General features: G+C 44.6%; 13 protein-coding genes. 7 read left to right on the top strand and 6 right to left on the bottom strand.

The window, feature by feature from the left end; translation table 11 throughout:
* Positions 1-12: 12 nt before the first annotated feature.
* Positions 13-1,518: an exopolyphosphatase gene (gene ppx, locus J4N43_RS12900; RefSeq protein ID WP_054579025.1), complete on the bottom strand. Its 1,506-nt coding sequence runs from the start codon at positions 1,516-1,518 to the stop codon at positions 13-15.
* On the bottom strand, positions 1,502-3,592 hold the full coding sequence (ppk1, locus tag J4N43_RS12895; RefSeq protein WP_054579026.1) for a polyphosphate kinase 1: 2,091 nt from the start codon (positions 3,590-3,592) through the stop codon (positions 1,502-1,504). The genes ppx and ppk1 overlap by 17 nt, the downstream gene beginning before the upstream one ends.
* Positions 3,593-3,799: 207 nt before the next feature.
* Here ppk1 and J4N43_RS12890 point away from each other — a divergent pair, with 207 nt between their 5' ends.
* Genes J4N43_RS12890 through phoU form a run of 4 tightly spaced genes read left to right on the top strand, consistent with a single transcriptional unit; the run spans position 3,800 to position 9,258 of the window.
* Positions 3,800-6,004, top strand: a complete 2,205-nt coding sequence (locus tag J4N43_RS12890; protein WP_158159565.1) for an ABC transporter permease subunit — start codon at positions 3,800-3,802, stop codon at positions 6,002-6,004.
* Between the two features lie 30 nt (positions 6,005-6,034).
* Positions 6,035-7,708 (top strand): phosphate ABC transporter permease PstA, encoded by a 1,674-nt coding sequence (gene pstA / locus J4N43_RS12885; protein ID WP_017633926.1) that lies wholly within the window; start codon positions 6,035-6,037, stop codon positions 7,706-7,708.
* A 2-nt stretch (positions 7,709-7,710) separates the two neighbouring features.
* Positions 7,711-8,529: a phosphate ABC transporter ATP-binding protein PstB gene (pstB, locus tag J4N43_RS12880; protein WP_005381745.1), complete on the top strand. Its 819-nt coding sequence runs from the start codon at positions 7,711-7,713 to the stop codon at positions 8,527-8,529.
* A 30-nt stretch (positions 8,530-8,559) separates the two neighbouring features.
* Positions 8,560-9,258, top strand: a complete 699-nt coding sequence (gene phoU / locus J4N43_RS12875; RefSeq protein ID WP_005381744.1) for a phosphate signaling complex protein PhoU — start codon at positions 8,560-8,562, stop codon at positions 9,256-9,258.
* Between the two features lie 62 nt (positions 9,259-9,320).
* Here phoU and ppk2 read toward each other — a convergent pair whose 3' ends face one another.
* The 3 genes from ppk2 to J4N43_RS12860 form a co-directional block, all read right to left on the bottom strand.
* Positions 9,321-10,097 carry a polyphosphate kinase 2 gene (ppk2, locus tag J4N43_RS12870; RefSeq protein ID WP_158159566.1) on the bottom strand — a complete coding sequence of 259 codons (777 nt, stop codon included), beginning with the start codon at positions 10,095-10,097 and terminating at the stop codon, positions 9,321-9,323.
* Positions 10,098-10,167: 70 nt separating this feature from the next.
* The gene (locus J4N43_RS12865; protein ID WP_154205211.1) at positions 10,168-10,911 is read right to left on the bottom strand and encodes a copper homeostasis protein CutC; all 744 of its coding nucleotides are present in this window, start codon (positions 10,909-10,911) and stop codon (positions 10,168-10,170) included.
* A gap of 283 nt (positions 10,912-11,194) precedes the next feature.
* Positions 11,195-11,806, bottom strand: a complete 612-nt coding sequence (locus J4N43_RS12860) for a peroxiredoxin C (protein ID WP_005381738.1) — start codon at positions 11,804-11,806, stop codon at positions 11,195-11,197.
* A 199-nt stretch (positions 11,807-12,005) separates the two neighbouring features.
* Here J4N43_RS12860 and J4N43_RS12855 point away from each other — a divergent pair, with 199 nt between their 5' ends.
* From J4N43_RS12855 to aceA, 3 genes are all read left to right on the top strand, one after another.
* Positions 12,006-12,911: a hydrogen peroxide-inducible genes activator gene (locus J4N43_RS12855; protein WP_005383681.1), complete on the top strand. Its 906-nt coding sequence runs from the start codon at positions 12,006-12,008 to the stop codon at positions 12,909-12,911.
* Between the two features lie 606 nt (positions 12,912-13,517).
* The gene (aceB, locus tag J4N43_RS12850) at positions 13,518-15,146 is read left to right on the top strand and encodes a malate synthase A (RefSeq protein ID WP_017820561.1); all 1,629 of its coding nucleotides are present in this window, start codon (positions 13,518-13,520) and stop codon (positions 15,144-15,146) included.
* Positions 15,147-15,266: 120 nt separating this feature from the next.
* Positions 15,267-16,580 (top strand): isocitrate lyase, encoded by a 1,314-nt coding sequence (aceA, locus tag J4N43_RS12845; protein ID WP_005381733.1) that lies wholly within the window; start codon positions 15,267-15,269, stop codon positions 16,578-16,580.
* Positions 16,581-16,703: 123 nt separating this feature from the next.
* On the opposite strand, the gene J4N43_RS12840 is transcribed toward aceA, so the two are convergent.
* On the bottom strand, positions 16,704-17,153 hold the full coding sequence (locus tag J4N43_RS12840; protein WP_017820562.1) for a CBS domain-containing protein: 450 nt from the start codon (positions 17,151-17,153) through the stop codon (positions 16,704-16,706).
* Between the last annotated feature and the right edge of the window lie 48 nt (positions 17,154-17,201).

Raw genomic sequence — 17,201 nt, 5'->3', positions numbered from 1 at the left:
GACTGTACGAGATCAGAAAGTGAGTGTCCACTTCGCGCTGTCCCAACGTTCTTGTTCTTCCTGTAAATCCGCGTGAAGTAATTTATTGTTTTCTAGCCATGCTTCATCTGTGCATGTGAGAATCCATTCGTCATTTTTGATAGATAAGGTGATATCAGGCAATGGATCTTCATTACGCTGCCCATTTAATACGATAGAAAGTCGTAATATTTTGATGAGGCTTATAACGTCACTCTGTTTATAGAGGTTGAAATCTGGTAGTTCTTGCAATTTGAGCGCTTTACGCTGGAAGCGAGCTAATGTTGCGAGCACTAATTGCTGCTCACGGTTGAAGCCTTGTAGGGTGGAGTGCAACAGAATATAAAAAGAGTGGCGATGGAAACTACGCAAGTTGATACTTAATCCGACTTCATGAAGCAACGCTGCCCACTCTAGTAAGTCAAATAACTCACTCTTTTTCTTAATGCCTAGTTCAGAGCGTACCTGACATAACATCTCACGTGCATGCCCCTTCACACGAGCGGCATGCTCTAAGTCGACCCGGTGCTTGTTGGCTAAATTTTCTGTGGTGCGCATACGAATATCGGAGCGCGCAAAACGCTCTTCCATTTCGTACAACAGGCCTTCGCGTAGAGCACCATCGGAGAAAAACATTTGCTCAATGCGAAGCGCTTTGAAAATCGCGGACAAAATCGCTACGCCTGCTGCGAATACGGGTTTACGTTCTTCTGTTAGACCCGCCAGTTCAATATCTTCAATGGAATCAAATTTACACAGAGTTTCGATAAGTGTATCCAGTCGACTCGCTGTGATCAGGCCATCTTCAAAACCTAATCCTACTAGCACTTCTTGAATCGCTTTGATGGTTCCTGATGAGCCGAGAGCAATATCCCAGCCCTTTTTACGATATGTTGAAGCGATGCACTCGAGTTTTTGTTCGGCCGCTAACATCGCCTTGCTGAAGTTTTTTCCTGACAGTTTGCCGTTTTTAAAGTATTGCTCTGTAAAACTGACGCATCCCATCTGTTTACTGTTGAGAAGCTCAGGCTCAAATTCTTGTCCAATAATCATCTCGGTACTGCCGCCTCCGATATCGATGACTAGTTTGGAGTTGGATTCTACTTGAGTGTGCGCGACGCCTAAGTAAATCAGGCGGGCTTCTTCTTCTCCAGGGATAATTTCTATCGGGAAAGGCATCACTTCTTTCGCACGCTCAATGAAAAGGTGGGCATTTTTAGCGCGTCTTAGTGTGTGTGTGGCGGCGATACGTACATTTGACTCATCAAGCCCTTGCAGCCTCTCAGCGAACATGGCTAAGCATTCTAGCGCACGCTCCATTGCGGCGTGACTTAAGTTCAATTCACTGTCGAGTCCTGATGCTAAGCGAACACGTTGTTTATGACGACTAACCAGTTGTAGGTCACTGCCGACAACTTTGGCCACCACCATATGGAAACTGTTTGAGCCGAGGTCTATCGCGGCAATGTAGCGAGTATCTTGTTCAAGAATTTGAGGCATCTGAATTTTGTTTTCTAGTTTGCTTTTCTATATTTTTAAGATAGTCATAGATAGCGATTTGAGAGCGAACTTTTTTGCGATTACCTCGTGGTACGTAAGCGTTACTCATTTCTTTATCTATCAAACGAGCCTTTACTGTATCGGTAAAATGGATATTCGTTATATCAATAATTCTCTGTTTCAAACGTGGATCACGGACTGGTACTGCTACCTCGATACGGTGATCAATATTTCTTGTCATCCAGTCTGCGGAGGAGATATAAACTTGCGGATCGCCATCATTGTGGGTGATCACCACGCGAGGGTGCTCAAGAAAGCGGTCAACAATACTGATGATGCGAATATTGTCGCTGATCCCCTCAATGCCCGGTACTAATGAGCACATACCTCGAATGATCATGTTTATTTTTACACCGGAAGTACTTGCTCCATAAAGCTTATTGACGATGCCTTTATCGACTAGGTTATTGACCTTGATCGTAAGAGCGGCTTTTTTCCCTAGCTTGGCATTCGCAATTTCATTATCAATTAAGCGGTAGATTTGGGTTCGAGAATTACGAGGAGATACCATAAGGTGATTGAACTTCACTGGTCGGTATGGATTCTCAATGTAACCGAAGACATTACGGACTTCATTAGTGATTTCTTGATCTGCCGTAAGCAGGGAGAAGTCGGTATAAATTCGTGCCGTCTTCTCATGGAAGTTGCCTGTGCCGATGTGTGCGTAGCGAATAATTTCTTCACCTTCGCGGCGGCTAATCATCAGTAGCTTTGAGTGAATCTTAAGACCAGGCGCACCAAAGATGACGTGCACACCCGCTTCGGTTAATACTTTTGACCATTCGATATTGGCTTCTTCATCAAAGCGAGCTTGCAGTTCGACGACCACAGTGACATTTTTGCCGTTGTGCACCGCATCAATTAAAGAGTTCATCAAGCGAGAATCTTTCGCGACGCGATAAATGTTAATCTTGATACTAAGTACTTTGGGATCGAAGGAGGCTTGGCGCACTAACTCACTAATGTGATCAAAAGTGTGGTAGGGATAATAGAGCAGAATATCTTTCGCTTTAATCGCGTCAAAGCTGTTGGCATAACCTTCGAAATCGGCACATTTCATTGGCGGGAGAGGTTTATTTTCAAGATATTCTCGTCCAACATTTGGAAAGCCGATGAAGTCTTTAAAGTTGTGATAGCGTCCGCCGGGGATAAGGTTATCGTAGTTAGAGATATTAAGTTTGTTACACAGAAACTCTAACATTTGAGGCGGCATATCGCGTTCGTAGACGAAGCGAACGGGCTTTGCTGTCAGTCGCTGATTGACACCCTCTGACATTTGTTCAAGCAAGCTGTACTCGATTTCATTGCGTAAATCGTATTCAGCGTCACGCGTCATTTTCATCGCATAGCCGCTAAGCTCATCATAATCAAAAAAGCCTTTGAACAGCTCGTCCAAACAGTGGCGGATAATATTATCAAGTAAGATGATGGTTTTTCGACGCTTTCCTTTCTGTTCTGGTACCATCACAAAGCGGGGAAGGTGATCGGTCGGAATTTCGATCAGAGCGTACTGGTAATGTTCTTCTTTACGCAGTTCTACGGCGATGTAAGCGTACTCGTCTTTGAGAAATTGCAGAACATCGATCTCGTCTTTCATTAGGAGGGGAGTGATATGCGGCATTACCTCTCTACGGAAGTATTTCGCGATCCACTTTTGTTGCGATTCATCCAGTTGTTGCTCGTTGACCAAGAAAATGCGACGTCGCGCCATTTCTCGAATCAACTCGCTGTAAAGCTCATCAAATTGTTCGTTAAGCTTTAGTGCTTTCGACTGCATTTTGGTTAACAGTCGTTTAGGGCTATCACTGCCACCGCGCTCTTGGCTGATTAGGATTCTGCGCTTCACGTCCGCAAAGCGTACTTTGTAAAATTCATCTAAATTGTTGGAAAAGATCCCAAGAAAGCGAATACGTTCGATCAAAGGGACGGTTTTATCGGCAGCTTCTTGTAATACTCGTTCGTTGAAAGACAACCAACTCAGTTCTTTTTCTATATATAGTTTTTCTGCGCTCATAACCTTACCTAGCCAAAAGTGAAGTATTACGTACTCATCTTGGAAAAATGGATGAGTGAGAACATTATGAGATTTTCATTACAGATTTATTTCATACCACGCATTGCATAAGAGTTGTATTCTTTTCAGGTGTTTAATGTGATCTGTAATATAATTGTCATCTTAACGACATATTCTAGTACTAAGTCAAAAAAGGTAGAGATTTAAATGGCACAAGCCGAGTTTTCATTGCAGGAAAAAGATAAGAAACGACTGATAAAAGATCGTTTAGTTCGACTTGCAGTGACATCCGGTGGTGTCGGCGTACTCGCCGCGCTTATTTTGATCTTTGTCTACCTCGCCATGGTGATCATTCCGCTTTTTTCTGATGCGGAGATCAAAACCAACCAAGCTATTCGAGCCACTCATATTGAAACACCACTTGCGATTTCAGTGGATGATTACGCTCAGCTTGCGTTCGTCCTAACCCAAAGTGGTGAGATTCAATATTTGTCGATGGACGAGCCTACGAAACCTGCGGTGTATAAACAGCAAATCGTCCAGAAACCCGTCGCTTTCTCTCAATCTGCTCCTGGGCTAGGTTGGTATGGATTTGTTGATGGGCAGGGTAAAGCGAACCTTTTCAAGCCAGAATTTAATGCCACGTTGAGAGAAAATACACGTCCTCCGGAAGTGATTGAACTAGACACCAGCATGGATCTGACACTAAGTACGCCTCAAGATCCTGTGACTCAGTTTGTATTTGCAGCTTCGACGCCCTTACCAACGGTTGTTTGGCAGACGCAAAGCGGTGAAGTGAAAGCTCGCTGGCAAGTGGCTTCGTCTTTGAGTACGCCTCCTACAACGATCGATTTTACGTTCTCTTCAGGTTTTGATACGCCTCAGCAAATGTTATTGACACCTGACGGTGAAACGCTTTATTTGCGCGATGGCTCTGAGTTGATCGTGTTAAAGAAAACCGCACGTAAATTTGCTGTGCGAGAGGTGGTCGATCTCACTCAAGGTGATAAGAAGCATTCCGTTCGTACGATAGACTTATTGGCTGGTGCTTACTCGCTTTTGGTGACGCACAACGATGGTCGGGTGTCGCAATGGTTTGATACGCTGCAAGAAGAAAAACGCACGTTAACGCATATTCGTGATTTTAAATTGGCATCAGAGCTTAAGTATTTGTTGCCGGATTCTCATCGAAAAGGATTTTATAGCTTTTACACCAACGGCACGTTGCAAAGCCATTATACAACCAGTGAAAAACTGGTGTTGTTTAAGCGTGCGTACCATCAAGCGCCCGCAATCGCAGCAATGTCTAACAATGAACGCTACTTAATCACTTGGCAAAATAATGCGTTAAATGTTGCGGAAGTGGACAATGCCTATCCGGAAATTTCATTGTCTTCATTATGGCAAGAAGTGTGGTACGAAGGGTATCCTGAGCCTGAATTTGTGTGGCAATCGACTTCGGCGAGCGATAACTTTGAGGCTAAGTTCAGCCTAGTACCTATTGCGTTTGGAACGATAAAAGCGGCGATGTTTGCGATGCTGTTTTCAGTACCGCTCGCAGTGCTAGGTGCTATTTATACGGCTTACTTTATGTCGCCACGCATGCGTCGTGTAGTAAAACCGTCGATTGAGCTAATGGAAGCACTGCCGACGGTGATCATAGGTTTCCTCGCGGGATTGTGGTTCGCGCCTATTGTCGAAGATCATTTGATTACGATCGTCGTTATGCTGTTTGTTTTGCCCTTGAGCACCATGATTATGGGCGGGCTATGGGCATTAATACCGCAGCCTTTGCGGAATCGTCTGCCTAATGGTTGGCATGCTTTAGTGCTCATGCCTGTCATATTGGTACTGATTGGGCTTGGAGTGTGGATTTCGCCTACGATTGAGCAGACGTTCTTTGGTGGCGATATGCGCTTATTCTTAACCGAGCATGGTATTGGTTACGATCAACGCAATGCATTGGTGGTGGGGTTAGCGATGGGGTTTGCTGTTATCCCGACGATTTTTACCATTGCCGAAGATGCCATTTTCTCTGTACCGAAGCATTTATCGGATGGCTCTTTGGCATTAGGGGCCACGCCTTGGCAAACTTTAATCTATGTTGTCTTGCTTACAGCAAGCCCAGGTATTTTTTCTGCCATTATGATGGGCCTAGGACGCGCTGTTGGCGAAACTATGATTGTGTTAATGGCAACGGGCAATACGCCATTAATGGATTGGAATATTTTGGAAGGATTGCGCAGCCTGTCGGCGACCATCGCCGTTGAGTTACCAGAGTCGGAAGTTGGAAGTTCGCATTATCGCCTGCTGTTCCTAGCTGCATTGATTTTATTTGTGTTTACGTTTGCAGTAAACGCGCTTGCGGAGTGGGTTCGTCAGAGACTGAGAGATAAGTACCGTGCGTTGTAATAATGGTTTGAATAAAGAGCGAGTAATAACGTGTTAAATTGGATTCGTTCTGGCGCACCGTGGATATGGCTAACAGGCGGTGCAGTCAGCATCAGTTTGTTGTCGGTATTAGGGTTGTTACTCCTTATCGGCTGGAAAGGCCTGACTTACTTTTGGCCAGCGCCCTTGTATCAGTGGAATGTTGCAGCGCTGACTCCTGTACAAGGTGAAGTGCTACATGAAAATACTATTCTGATTGGTCAAGTGTATGAGCGCAGCTTTGTACCGAAGAGTTATTTGCCTGAAAGCGCAGCACAACAGTTAGAAGACGATGAAGATTTTGCCACGCGACTCAACATCAAAATCGCTAACCGAGAGTTGTATCCCGCCGATTTTATCTCCGTATTGCAAATGCAGTTGGATGAGCCCACGACGCCAAAAGAGTGGGCGGTGATAGAGCGCAGTAGCGGTGGTTATTTCTTTGGTAAGCTGGTGGCGTTTCAAGATGGCGATAATATATACACCAGTGATATTCAATCGATACTAAATAAAAAGCTTGATGATGCAGAAACTCTGCGCCATGAGATTGATTCTTTGGTGGTCGATCAGCTTAAAGAGCTTGGTTGGAAGCTAGAGCAGTTGCGATTAGAAAAGCGCAAGCATGAATTGAATGACACGCTGACAGAAAGCTTCTTAAAGGAAAATCAGACGAAAAAAGAGCAGATAGAAAAAGCGCTTGCGACGTTAGATTTGCAACTTGATGGTTTACGACTTCAGCTCTCTGACTATGCCTTGATTGTCGAGGATATGACGGGGTCACAAGTATCGATTCCGCTCGAAGATATTTTGGACTACTGGTATCCAAACCAAATGTCACTGCCTGATAAAGTCATGCATTGGGGAAAACAGGTTTGGAAGTTTTTATCTGAAGATCCAAGAGAGTCTAACTCCGAAGGAGGCGTGTTCCCTGCGATATTTGGTACGGTTTTCTTAGTACTCATTATGTCGATCATTGTGATGCCACTCGGGGTGATCGCCGCTATCTATCTACATGAATACGCTAAGAATAACGCTCTAACCAGAGTTATTCGTATTGCGGTTATAAACCTAGCGGGTGTTCCATCGATTGTTTATGGCGTGTTTGGTTTAGGTTTCTTCGTTTATACGATTGGTGCCTCTATCGACAACGTATTCTATGCGGAGAAGCTACCGGCACCAACCTTTGGTACGCCGGGTTTGTTATGGTCTGCACTAACTCTTGCCGTGCTGACGCTTCCAGTTGTGATTGTGACTACTGAAGAAGGTTTAACTCGTATTCCGAGCTCAGTACGACATGGTTCTCTGGCGCTTGGTGCAACTCAGTTCGAAACACTATGGCGTGTGGTTTTACCTATGGCGACGCCAGCTATTATCACAGGTTTGATCCTTGCGATTGCACGTGCAGCTGGCGAAGTAGCGCCACTGATGCTGGTGGGGGTCGTGAAATTGGCATCCAGTTTACCGGTTGACGGACAATTCCCTTATGTGCATTTGGATAGAAAGTTCATGCATTTAGGTTTTCACATTTACGATGTTGGCTTTCAAACCTCCAACATCGAAGCGGCGCGACCATTAGTTTATGCTACCTCTTTCTTACTCGTGACAGTGATTGTCGGGCTAAACTTAACAGCAATCAGTATTCGCAATAATTTACGAGAAAAATACAGAACGTTAGGACAAGATTAAGTATGTTTAATTTTGATAGTACATTAGGTTATGAGCCACCATTGGATGTTCATAATTTAACGGATGAACAAACAGCCATCTCAATCGAGAACCTTAATCTGTTCTATGGTCAAACTCAGGCGCTGCATGATATTTCGATGCGAATTCCCAAAGGGCGAGTCACCGCTTTTATCGGTCCTTCAGGGTGTGGAAAGTCGACGTTATTACGTTGCATCAATCGCATGAACGACTTAGTGGAAGGGTGTCGAGTCACAGGTAAAGTGCGTCTCCATGGCAAGAATGTTTATCATCCTAATGTCGATGTTGCGACACTTCGACGCAGAGTGGGAATGGTGTTTCAAAGACCCAATCCATTTCCTAAGTCTATTTATGAAAATGTAGTTTATGGCTTACGCTTACAAGGTGTAAAAAACAGCCGCAGTTTAGATGACGCAGTGGAGCGATCCTTGCGCTCGGCGGCGTTGTGGGATGAGGTAAAAGACCGCTTGCATGAGAACGCATTTGGCTTATCTGGGGGGCAGCAACAGCGCTTGGTCATTGCGCGCGCGGTGGCGATTGAGCCGGAAGTCCTGTTATTGGACGAGCCAACATCAGCGTTGGATCCAATCTCAACTTTAACTATTGAAGAGCTTATCAATGAGCTGAAGACTCAATATACTGTCGTTATCGTTACCCATAACATGCAACAAGCGGCGAGAGTGAGCGATCATACTGCATTCATTCATATGGGTAAGTTAATTGAATACTCTGACGCGGACTCGATCTTCACTTCGCCAATGAAGAAACAGACCGAAGATTACATTACGGGTCGCTACGGTTAAGTCGCGACTCTATACGGAATAAGGAACATCATGCACTTTGGACGTCATATTTCAGGACAATTTAACGTAGAGCTAGAATCGATTCGTACTCATGTATTAACCATGGGGGGCTTGGTAGAACAGCAGCTTTCGTATGCTATTCAAGCCTTGCATAAAGAAGACATCGAACTGGCGCGTAAGGTTGTGCGTGACGATCATAAAGTGAATGCGATGGAAGTCTCGATCGATGACGCCTGTACACGCATTATTGCTAAGCGTCAGCCAACGGCAAAAGACTTGCGCTTAATCATGGCTATCATCAAAACGATCACTGATTTAGAACGCATCGGTGATGTGGCGACACGCATTGCTTACGTTGCCATCGAAAGCCCATCATCAAAAGAACGACAATTCCAAGTGTCGTTAGAGCCTCTCTGCCGTCAGGCAATTAACATGCTGCATCAGGTTTTAGATGCGTTTGCCCGCATGGATGTAGAAGCGGCAGCAGAGGTGCATAAACAAGATGACAAACTAGACGCCGAGTATGAAGCGGTGATTCGTCAGTTGATGACTTACATGATGGAAGATCCAAAAAATATCCCTAATATTCTGCAAGTGATGTGGTCGGCACGCGCGATTGAACGCGTGGGGGACCGCTGCCAGAACATCTGTGAATACATTATTTACTTCGTAAAAGGGAAAGATGTACGCCATCTAGGTGATCAAAGTATTGATGACGTACTGAAGTAACTGACTTCAATAAATAGACCAGCTTTTAGGCTGGTCTATTTATTAGGGAGAAGGAAAGCACGTCAATATTTATCAGGAACGAAGGTCTGATCATCAATGGGCGCTCTGACGTAACCTTCTTTATTGAGTTCAGGTAATTCGATAGGTGAGTACTCAAGTGCTTTGTAATCAATCTGGCTTAGTAAATGACTGATACAGTTCAAGCGCGCTTTCTTTTTGTCATCAGAAGGGACGACCCACCAAGGGCAGTTTTTCGTGTCTGTATAGGCAAACATCTTATCTTTTGCTTTCGAATACTCCGCCCAGCGATGACGTGACTCTAAATCCATTGGGCTGAATTTCCAACGTTTGATCGGCGTATTAATTCGACCTAGAAAACGTTTTTCCTGCTCTTCGTCTGAAACCGAAAACCAATACTTAATCAGAATAATCCCAGAGCGTTGCAACATTCTCTCGAATTCAGGGCAAGAGCGTAAAAACTCCTCGTATTCGTCTGGAGTACAGAACCCCATGACTTTTTCGACACCTGCTCGGTTATACCAACTTCGGTCAAATAAAACGATTTCACCAGCAGATGGTAAATGAGCGACGTAACGTTGGAAGTACCATTGCGTTTTTTCTTTTTCTGTCGGTGCAGGCAGAGCCACTACGCGACAAACACGCGGGTTTAGCTTTTCTGTAATTCGCTTTATCACTCCGCCTTTGCCCGCAGCATCACGTCCTTCAAACAGAACCACCACTTTTAACCCTTTGTGTTTGACCCACTCTTGAAGTTTTACGAGCTCAACTTGAAGGTTTTTGAGCTCCTTTTCGTATTCCTTTTTCTTCAATTTAGACATACACCTTTCCTCACTCCTTGATAAACAATATGTTAGCACTCAAAAGCTATGCGCGTGAGGTTACGGTAGTCTATTTGAGAGCTGCTACGACATCGGTAATGGCTTGTGTACTTGTGATGGGGATTAAAAAATCATCGACATCGGATGCGCCCATTTTGCTTTGTTCAGCAACAAAGGTCATTTGGCTAGGGCGTGTGGTTTTGCCTGACAGATGGATTTCAGGAACTTGAGTGTCTTCTACTAGCTCACGTACGTTACTCGCATTAACGCCAGCCCCCGCCATGATTGCTATGCGTCCTTGGGCTTGCTTAACCAAAGCTCTAAGCACATCGATCCCTTGTGGTGCTGAAGGCGCAAGACCGGAGGTTAAAATACGTTCACAACCTAAGCTGATCACTTCTTCCAAAGTTTTTTCAGCGTCACGACACTGGTCAAAGGCACGATGGAAGGTCACGCCTAAGCCAAGCGCTTGAGCAAATTCACACAGCGCAGCCGCGTAAGGCATATGAATATCACCGTCTTGAGTGAGCACGCCGAACACGACACCGCTCAAGCCTGATTGGTGAGCCGCTTCAATATCCCAACGCATCATTTCGATCTCTTCTTCATTGTAGAAGAAGTCACCTTGGCGTGGGCGGATCATGGCATAAACTGGAACACTCGAAAGCTTAGCCGCTTGCTGCATAAAACCATAACTGGGTGTTAGTCCGCCTAAAGCCAAAGAGGAGCAAAGTTCAATCCGAGTGGCGCCGCCAGCAATGGCGTAGTGCAGAGATTCAATATTATCAATACAGACTTCTAGGTGAGTAACCACGTTCATTCATCCTGCTAACGTTACAAATAAGTGTTGTGGCTAAGATATTAACAGGGCCAGTAAGCAGAATCTGTATGGAGGGGATGATAAATAGAGGTAAAGTTTACGCTAAAGCGTTACCTCATTTTGGCGGTTTATCTGAAGGAAAAAGAAAGCCCAGAGCAGAGGCTCTGGGCTTTGATAGGACTTTACTTAGACTGATTGGCGTTTGCGGTTTTCCGCATTAGCTTATTGCTTTATATACATCCAACCATCACACCCGTTGAGCTAGGGTGAAGGTCTATTATTTTTTGCCTAGGTCAGCTGCGTGCTCAGATAGGAACGCTGCAACACCTTTTGGAGATGCGTCCATACCTGCTTTACCTTCTTCCCATTGTGCAGGACATACTTCGCCGTGCTTCTGGTGGAAGTTAAGAGCGTCAACCATGCGTAGCATTTCGTCGATGTTACGGCCTAGTGGTAGGTCGTTAACTACTTGGTGACGTACAACGCCTTCTTCGTCGATTAGGAAAGAACCACGGAAAGCAACGCCTGCTTCTGGGTGCTCAACGTCGTAAGCTTTACAGATTTCGTGCTTAACGTCAGCAACTAGTGGGTACTTAACTTGACCGATACCGCCATCTTCGATAGCAGTGTTACGCCATGCGTTGTGAGAGAACTGAGAATCGATAGAAACACCGATTACTTCAACACCTTTAGCTTGGAAGTCAGCTAGACGGTTGTCGAATGCGATTAGCTCAGATGGGCAAACGAAAGTGAAATCTAGTGGGTAGAAGAATACTACTGCTTTCTTACCTTTAGTGAACTCTGCAAAGTTGAAGTTTTCAACGATTTCACCGTTACCTAGAACAGCTGCTGCAGTAAAATCAGGGGCTTGACGACCTACTAGTACCATTTTTTTGCTCCTAAAAAGTATGGTTAGCTCCAAACCGAATTCAGTTGTGTCGGTTTGGTTCGTGTTTGTACGAGACAAACTATAGTACAGATTGTAGTATTGAAAAAAGCGAAATAAATAGATTGAGTTAATCGAAAAAAACGATAATAACAAAACTCTTAACTCGATCACTGGAACGGCGGTAGATACAAATACAATTATGAATAAATGGCCCAGTTTGAAGCAGTTACACTATTTAGTCACACTGCATGAAACAAGACATTTTAGTGACGCTGCAGAGCGTTGTTTTGTCAGTCAGTCGACTTTAAGTAAGGGTATTCAAAACTTAGAGGAATTGATTGGCTGTCCATTATATGAAAAGAAAGATAAGAAAAGTCCACTGGTTTTTACCCAAACAGGAGAAATGGTAGTAAAGCAGGGGCGAGAGCTGTTAGCAAAAGGGCAAGATTTGGTCGAGCTTGGACGTATGTGCCAAGGCGACGATATGCAAGGCCAGCTAAAAGTAGGATGTATACCAACAATTGCTCCGTTTTTACTGTGTGATTTGGTACAAGAGGTGAACTACCGTTTTCCACAACTGAATCTTTTATTAAGAGAAGACACGACGACAAACTTACTTCAAGCGCTCAGACATGGTGAGCTGGATGTGCTTATTTTAGCGTTACCAGTCGAAATTGATGGGATGGAAAGCCGAGTAGTGGGTAAGGATCCATTTCGAATGGTTATAAGCGCTAATCAAGCCCAATCGGTCCCTGTGCCGATTCGTTACGCGGATTTACCTGACGAATCCGTCTTTCTACTAGAGAAAGAACATTGCTTAACGGAACATGCGGTATCAGCGTGTAAATTAACAGACAAAGAAAAAATCAATCCGTTTACGGCAACCAGCCTCCATACACTGGTGCAAATGGTTGCGAATGGTTTGGGAACAACGTTCATTCCTCAAATGGCTATCGACCATGGCTTGCTGCATAACCAGAATTTAGTCGTGATCGATCCTCCTGGTAAACAAGCTTATCGCGAAATCGGCTTAGTTTGGCGTCCGAGCTCGTCAAGAACGAAAACATTTAATCAACTTGCAGAAGTCGTTTCAGAGCTGCTTTAGCTATTAGTATTAGCCCTTACTTCTCCATTATTTATCTAAAAGCGCACTGGAAACAGTGCGCTTTCTAGTATTTTATTCTGTTGGTAAACTTTGACTTGTAAAATTTTACAGCCCTTCTTTGATGAAGCTTTCATAAAATAGTGAAATTTCACAATGTTAATTTTACACAAAGCCCTGCATACCTTGTTTGACCCCTGTTTAAATACATCTCTTCAGCCCTTGTGAATACAAGGTGTTTGTTTACCAGTCTATATTCATACGCTTGTTTGAAATGATAAAACGACTTTAAATTTAATGTAATTTTATTACGTAATAACTTACAAAATAAGGCGCTTGATAGATGGTTTTTACCTTGCGGAATAAAACTTTGAATTTTCTGTTTTGTTTATATTGGGGGTTTCACTAAACCCCTTGTTGATATAGCTTATTTAAAGGCCGATACGACTTATGTCTAGATTGAAAATACACGTAGCATTACGCAATCTATCGGCATGGCTAGACGAGTTGAACACAAAGTTAAAGGATGTAATTTGTTGTTCATAACTTACAAATGTAGCTTTACGCTGACTGCCCAAGATTGATAAAGCACGTTAAGGATGAATGATTATGCTTGCTCAGACAGAACAAAAAACACAACAACTAAAGCAAACCCAAGGCATGCTTGAGGTGAATGGAGTCGTTGCTCCAGAACATCAAGCAATTTTCCCTGTTGAAGCCCAAACCTTTTTATCTCTACTGTGTGAAAAATTTGCCGGACGTGTTGAACAGTTGCTGGAAGCAAGAGAAGAGAAGCAAGCACGTATTGATGCTGGTGAGCTACCAGATTTTCTACCAGAGACACAAGACATCCGTGAAGGAAGTTGGAAGATCCTAGGAATCCCACAAGATCTGCAAGATCGCCGTGTGGAGATTACCGGACCAACTGACCGCAAGATGGTGATTAACGCACTGAATGCGAATGTAAAAGTGTTCATGGCAGACTTCGAAGATTCAATGTCTCCTGCATGGAGTAAAGTGCTAGATGGTCAAATTAACTTGCGCGATGCTGTTAATGGCACCATCAGTTACACCAATCCTGGCAATGGCAAACATTATCAGCTGGAAGATGACCCAGCGGTGTTGATCTGCCGTGTTCGCGGCCTTCATTTAAAAGAAAAACACGTTACGTGGCACGGTCAGATCATTCCAGGTGCGCTATTCGATTTCGCTCTGTATTTCTATAACAACTACAAAGCGTTACTTCAAAAAGGCAGCGGCCCTTATTTCTACCTTCCAAAACTGCAATCGCATCACGAAGCGAAGTGGTGGAGCGAAGTGTTCCATTTCACGGAAGACTATTTCGGTTTGGATACAGGCACGATCAAAGCGACTGTGCTGATTGAAACCTTACCAGCGGTATTTGAAATGGACGAGATTCTGTTCTCGCTTAAAGAACACATCGTTGGTTTGAACTGTGGTCGCTGGGATTACATCTTTAGCTACATCAAAACATTGAAAAAACACTCAGACCGAGTACTGCCAGATCGCCAAGTGGTAACGATGGACAAGCCATTCTTAAACGCTTACTCGCGATTATTGGTACGTACTTGCCATAAACGAGGTGCTTTCGCGATGGGAGGAATGGCCGCATTTATCCCAGCTAAAGACCCGAAAGAGAATCAAAAAGTATTAGACAAGATCCAGACTGACAAATCGTTAGAAGCTAACAACGGCCACGACGGTACTTGGGTGGCTCATCCAGGTTTGGCTGACACTGCTATGGAAGTCTTTAGTGCTGTGCTGGGTGAACGCACCAACCAGTTGGATGTGAGCCGTGCAGAGGATGCGCCTATTACAGCAGCTGAACTGCTTGAGCCTTGTGAAGGCGAGCGCACTGAAGGCGGAATGCGCCACAATATTCGCGTTGCGCTGCAATACATCGAAGCTTGGATTTCTGGCAATGGTTGTGTGCCGATTTACGGACTGATGGAAGACGCAGCAACGGCAGAAATCTCACGCGCCTCTATCTGGCAATGGATTCAACACGGCAAGTCGCTAGACAACGGATTAAAGGTCACTAAAGAGCTGTTCGAGCTCTATCTCAAAGAGGAGATTGAAGTCGTGAAGCAAGAAATTGGCGAGCAGCGCTACCATGCGGGTCGATTTGAAGAAGCAGCAGACTTAATGGCAAGGCTCACGACGAGCGATGAACTGACCAACTTTTTGACAGTTCCTGGTTATGACTACCTGGATTAATAAAGAATAACTGTAACACCAATAACGTGAAGGATTTTCAAGGCAGATAGGGAAGTACTGCCTGAGAACGGAAACTCAACGCACACGCATAAAGTGCAAATTATAAAGAGGGATAGACCAATGACTAACTTAACTCGCCGCCAACAAATTGAAGCTCTGGAAAAAGACTGGGCAACTAATCCACGCTGGAAAAATGTGAAGCGTACTTACACTGCCGAGGAAGTGGTGGAACTGCGTGGCTCTATGGTGCCTGCAAACACAATTGCACAACGTGGTGCAGACAAACTTTGGTCACTGGTCAACGGTAGTGCAAAAAAAGGTTACGTAAACTGTCTTGGTGCGCTAACGGGTGGTCAAGCGGTTCAACAAGCTAAAGCAGGTATTGAAGCGATTTACTTGTCAGGCTGGCAGGTAGCGGCGGATAACAACACCGCCTCGACGATGTATCCAGACCAATCTCTTTACCCAGTAGATTCTGTACCGTCAGTAGTAAAGCGTATCAACAACTCATTCCGTCGTGCAGACCAAATTCAGTGGGCTGCTGGTAAGACGCCTGAAGATGAAGGTGGTATTGATTACTTCCTACCTATCGTAGCGGATGCTGAAGCGGGCTTTGGTGGTGTGCTTAACGCTTACGAACTAATGAAATCGATGATCGAAGCCGGTGCCGCGGGCGTTCACTTTGAAGACCAGTTAGCATCGGTGAAAAAGTGTGGTCATATGGGTGGTAAGGTATTAGTTCCTACGCAAGAAGCTGTACAAAAGCTCGTTGCAGCTCGTTTGGCTGCTGACGTAGCGGGAACAACAACATTAGTTATTGCTCGTACTGATGCGAATGCGGCGGATCTCATTACTTCAGATTGCGACCCATATGATAAAGACTTTATTGAAGGTGAGCGCACTCAAGAAGGTTTCTACCGCGTTCGCGCGGGTATCGACCAAGCGATTTCTCGCGGTCTGGCTTACGCACCATATGCAGACTTGATTTGGTGTGAAACGGCTACGCCATGTTTGGAAGAAGCACGTAAGTTTGCAGAAGCAATTCACGCTGAATACCCAGATCAATTGTTGGCATACAACTGCTCGCCTTCATTCAACTGGGAGAAAAACCTAGATGCAGAAACCATTGCTAAGTTCCAACAAGAGCTTGCAGACATGGGCTACAAGTACCAATTCATCACGCTAGCAGGCATTCACAACATGTGGTTCAACATGTTTGAACTGGCACACGCTTACGCTCAAGGTGAAGGTATGCGTCATTATGTTGAGAAAGTTCAGCGTCCTGAATTCCAAGCGGCTGAAAAAGGTTATACGTTTGTTGCGCACCAACAAGAAGTAGGTACAGGTTACTTCGATAGAATGACCAATACTATCCAAGGTGGTAACTCTTCAGTGACAGCATTGACAGGTTCGACCGAAGAAGACCAATTCTAATTGGCAGAGAAACACTTCCTTAATCAGCGTCAGTAATGGCATTTTGAGCGGCAACCCTGCCGCTCTTTTTTCGTTTAACCGGTTTAAAAACGAAACTTACAACAAAGAGAATACGCTTGCGTACTATTCTTCCTGCTCGATTTCTTCAGGTTCCACTTCTTCTTGTAGTTCCAATAAGTTAATCGCAATCGTCACGAAGTCACTATCAGTAATAATGCCGACCAATCGACCTTTGGTGACAACAGGTAGACAGCCAACTTTATGCTTTTGCATATAGATAGCGCTCTCTTTGAGCCCCGCGATAGGCTCTGCCGTCATGATATTGGTGTGCATCATTTCGTAGAGCGGTGTGTCTAAAGTAAAAGATTGTTCAGCCTCATCTGGGTGCAAGCTCGATTCTTGAGCAGCAAGAATGTCGCGTTGAGTCACCAAGCCTTGTAAGTGGTTATTGGCATCAACAACCGGAATGTGTCGAATATCAAGCGCATCCATCATGCTTTTTGCATCACGCAAGGTGTGCGTGCGCAGTAAGGTATGAGGATTACGAGTCATCATGTCTTCAACCTTGATCATAGAGACCTCCAGCGGCATTGTCCTTCTCTTAAATATAGAGAATATTTT

The sequence above is a fragment of the Vibrio sp. SCSIO 43009 genome (genome assembly GCF_023716525.1).
In the GTDB taxonomy this organism is placed as follows: Bacteria; Pseudomonadota; Gammaproteobacteria; order Enterobacterales; family Vibrionaceae; genus Vibrio; species Vibrio alginolyticus.
This window is presented reverse-complemented; position numbering and strand designations above follow the sequence as displayed.

Coding starts and splice junctions, on each gene's coding strand:
- ppx (WP_054579025.1), bottom strand. CDS start 1,518: ATGCCTCAAATTCTTGAACAAGATACTCGCTACATTGCCGCGATAGAC.
- ppk1 (WP_054579026.1), bottom strand. CDS start 3,592: ATGAGCGCAGAAAAACTATATATAGAAAAAGAACTGAGTTGGTTGTCT.
- J4N43_RS12890 (WP_158159565.1), top strand. CDS start 3,800: ATGGCACAAGCCGAGTTTTCATTGCAGGAAAAAGATAAGAAACGACTG.
- pstB (WP_005381745.1), top strand. CDS start 7,711: ATGTTTAATTTTGATAGTACATTAGGTTATGAGCCACCATTGGATGTT.
- phoU (WP_005381744.1), top strand. CDS start 8,560: ATGCACTTTGGACGTCATATTTCAGGACAATTTAACGTAGAGCTAGAA.
- ppk2 (WP_158159566.1), bottom strand. CDS start 10,097: ATGTCTAAATTGAAGAAAAAGGAATACGAAAAGGAGCTCAAAAACCTT.
- J4N43_RS12860 (WP_005381738.1), bottom strand. CDS start 11,806: ATGGTACTAGTAGGTCGTCAAGCCCCTGATTTTACTGCAGCAGCTGTT.
- J4N43_RS12855 (WP_005383681.1), top strand. CDS start 12,006: ATGAATAAATGGCCCAGTTTGAAGCAGTTACACTATTTAGTCACACTG.
- aceB (WP_017820561.1), top strand. CDS start 13,518: ATGCTTGCTCAGACAGAACAAAAAACACAACAACTAAAGCAAACCCAA.
- aceA (WP_005381733.1), top strand. CDS start 15,267: ATGACTAACTTAACTCGCCGCCAACAAATTGAAGCTCTGGAAAAAGAC.
- J4N43_RS12840 (WP_017820562.1), bottom strand. CDS start 17,153: ATGATCAAGGTTGAAGACATGATGACTCGTAATCCTCATACCTTACTG.